The organism is Modestobacter marinus (genome assembly GCF_019799945.1).
GTDB lineage: Bacteria > Actinomycetota > Actinomycetes > Mycobacteriales > Geodermatophilaceae > Modestobacter > Modestobacter marinus_B.
This window is the reverse complement of the sequence record NZ_JABGCH010000079.1, coordinates 1-3,301: the sequence shown is the minus strand read 5'-3', so window position 1 is coordinate 3,301 and position 3,301 is coordinate 1. Positions and strand designations below refer to the sequence as shown.

At 69.8% G+C, this 3,301-nt stretch carries 2 protein-coding genes and 1 pseudogene; all 3 read left to right on the top strand.

Annotation, left to right across the window (positions count from 1 at the left end; genetic code table 11):
- Positions 1–95: 95 nt before the first annotated feature.
- Positions 96–1,457 (top strand): annotated as a pseudogene (fxsT, locus tag HK417_RS24110) (FxSxx-COOH system tetratricopeptide repeat protein); the annotation flags it as partial.
- A 62-nt stretch (positions 1,458–1,519) separates the two neighbouring features.
- Positions 1,520–2,023, top strand: a complete 504-nt coding sequence (locus tag HK417_RS24105; RefSeq protein WP_222273160.1) for a tetratricopeptide repeat protein — start codon at positions 1,520–1,522, stop codon at positions 2,021–2,023.
- A 180-nt stretch (positions 2,024–2,203) separates the two neighbouring features.
- Positions 2,204–3,229: a tetratricopeptide repeat protein gene (locus tag HK417_RS24100; protein WP_222273157.1), complete on the top strand. Its 1,026-nt coding sequence runs from the start codon at positions 2,204–2,206 to the stop codon at positions 3,227–3,229.
- The last annotated feature ends 72 nt before the right edge of the window (positions 3,230–3,301 follow it).

The following is a 3,301-nucleotide window of genomic DNA, read 5'->3' as shown; positions in this document are numbered from 1 at the left end:
TCCTTGCAGGTCAGGAGCACCTTTCCTATATCCCGACCTCGCTGATCAACGGCTGACGTGAAAGCCCCGGGTTAGGCGCCGGGGCATCGGGTCAAGTGCAGGCATTGCACGGTGCTGGCGGGGTCGGCAAGACGACCCTGGCGGTGGAGTACGCCCACCGATTCGGTGAGGACTACGACGTCGTCTGGTGGGTGCCGGCCGAGGACTCAACGCTGATCGCCGACCGGCTGGCCGATCTAGCCCGCACCCTTGGCCTGGCTGCCGCAACCGACCCGGTCCCGACGGCGCTGTCGCGGCTGCTCGGCGAGCTACGGCACCGGGAGCGCTGGCTGCTGATCTTCGACAACGCCGAGGACCCCGCCGCGCTGGCTCCGTTCCTTCCCGGTGGTGCCGGCCACGTACTGATTACCTCCCGAGACCCAGGCTGGCGGGCGGTGGCCCAGCCCCAGCCGATCGAGGTCTTCGACCGCGCCGAGTCTGTCGACCTCCTGCAGTCGCAAGTCCCCGGGCTGACGGCGGGCGCGGCTGATCAGCTCGCCGACGCACTCGGCCATCTGCCGCTGGCCTTGGCTCAAGCGGCGGCGTTCATGGATGAGACCAGCACCAGTGCCGAGAGTTACCTGCACCTACTCGCCGACCGTGCCCAGGACATGCTGGCCCGCGGCGTGCTGGCCCGCTATCCGATGCCGCTGGCGACGTCGCTGACGTTGGCCTTCGACCGGCTCGCCGCCGACGCCCCGGCCGCGCTGCAGCTGCTAGCTCTGGCCGCCCAACTGGCGCCCGAGCCGGTTCCCCTGACCCTGTTCACCGCCCACGCCGAGCTGCTGCCCGACCCCCTGGCTCGGGTAGTGGCCGATCCGCTGGCCATGGCGGACCTAATCGGCCTGCTGCGCCGCCGTGCATTGGCCCGGCTCGGCCCCGATAGCTTCCAGGTGACCCACCGGCTGGTGGCCACCCTGCTCATCACCCGCGCTGCCGACAGCGGCATACCCGACCCACGGCAGGTCGCTGCCCGGCTGCTCCGTGTGGCGGTCCCGGCCGACCCGTGGAACAACCCGGCGGTTTGGCCTACCTGGCGGCTGCTCCTACCGCACGTCCTGGTTCTCACCGATCCCGCGCGACCAGTGGACGGCATCGAGGACGACGCCTGGTCAATGCTCGACCGCGCCGGCACCTACTTGGCTGCCCGCGGAGAACCCCGCACCGCTCGTCCCTTGCATGAGCGCGCCCATCACCTTGCAGAACAACGCTTTGGCGACGGCGATCCCCGGACCCTGATGTCCGCTCACCACCTGGCCATGGACCTGCACATGCTCGGCCAGTACACCGCCGCCAGGGACCTGGACCAAGACACCCTTGACCGGCGCCGCCGGGAGCTCGGCGACGACCATCCCGACACCCTAAGGTCGGCGAACAACCTCGCCTGCGACCTGCAAGCGCTAGGTGAGTACCCCGCCGCCCTGCCAGAAAGTCTGACGCGCGACACTTGGACCAGGACGCCCTTGAGCGGAGTCGGCGGGTGCTCGGCAAGAACGATCCCCACACCCTGAGCTTGGCAGACAACCTCGCCAGCGACCTGCACATGCTCGGCCACTACACCGCCGCTCGCGACCTGAACCGAGACACCCTCGACCGGAGCCGGCGAGTGCTCGGCGAAGACCATCCCCAAACCATGGCCCTGGTAATCAACCTGGCGGCTGACCTGTATGGGCTTGGCGAGTACGCCGCCGCCCGGGACATGCACCAGGAGGCCCTCGACCGCAGTCGGCGACTGCTCGGCGACGACCATCCCGAGACTCTGAGGTCAGCAACCAATCTTGCCCGCGATTTGCGCGCGCTGAGCGAGCATGCCGCCGCCCGGAATCTAGACCGAGACACCCTCGACCGGAGCCGGCGGGTGCTCGGCGACAATCACCCTCACACCCTGACCTCGGCGAGAAGCCTCGCCGAGGATTTGTGCGCGCTGGGCGAGCATGCCGCCGCCGAGGCGTTACAGCACTGGATCGACTCGCACGGGTCATAGGATCCCCTGAGGCCGTGGGGATAGGCCAGGGACGTGCATCGACGCAGGCGACGGGACCAACCCCGAACAGCAACACCATCTGAAACGTTCTCGTCTGGGCGGCTGACGGTAAGAAACCCGCCGACAATGCCGTCAACTACGCCGAGGCACTCCAGAAGGCTGCGCCTGGAGGTGCCGGCCGTGCACGCTCTGCTGGCCGCCGCCGGCGCGCGGGCGCCCACCACCGGGAAAGACCTACGCGAACGGATCCTCGACGCCGTGCTCGACCGGGAACGGCGCCGCTGGGCCGAGACTTTCCCGCGCAGTGTGAACATCAGTGGCGACGCCACCCGCCAGCAGGCCGTCGCCACAGCCACCCTGCTTGCTCCCCCCGACCAGCCCGCAGCCGCCGCGCTGCTCGGACTGATCGACGACCTGACCGACGCCAGCAAGGTGGCCCGACGATCGGTCGCCAACTGGCTCCACGAGCGCTACCCCGGCGCCGAACCGCCCTGGGTCGCGCCGCTGCGCCCGGACCTGCTCGCCGAGCAGCTCCTGGCGACCTGCCCCGCTCTGACCGACCTGGTACTCACCGGCTACCGGCAAATAACCGACAGCGCCTCCAGCGGAGCCCAGGTCGAGCAGTTGCTCGCCGAGCTGACCCGGTCGGCAACACGTGAGCCAGTCCGCGATGCGCTGGACCGACTGCTGACCGACCGGCTGCCCGACCTGCTCACCGCCGCACTCGCCGACCCGGCCGGCCGGCTGCCCGACCTGCTCGACCGCGCCCTCACCCAGTGCCCGCAGTCACAGGCCGCCGGAGCCCTCGTCGACCGGCTGCCCGAGTACAGCATCGGGCTGGCGGCGCTCGCCGCCACCCTCACCGCCCAGTCCGTCGATCATCACCGTCGGCTTGCCGCGACCGACTCCAACACCCACACCCCCGACCTCGCGTCGTCGCTGAACAACCTGTCCAACCGGCTGGGCGACCTGGGCCGCCGCGAGGACGCCCTGAGCACCATCGAGGAAGCCCTCACCCTGCGCCGGGCACTGGCCGCCGCCCACCCTGACACCTACATCCCCGACCTAGCCATGTCGCTGATCAACCTGTCCAACCGGCTGGGCGACCTGGGCCGCCGCGAGGAGGCGCTGGCCGCCGTCGAGGAAGCACTCACCCTGCGCGGGCACTGGCCGCCGCCCACCCCGACACCTACATCCCCGACCTAGATGTTCTGAACACGGACGTTGGTGACGGCGAGCGGCGTGGGTCGATGACATGAGGAAGACCTCCGAGTGAGG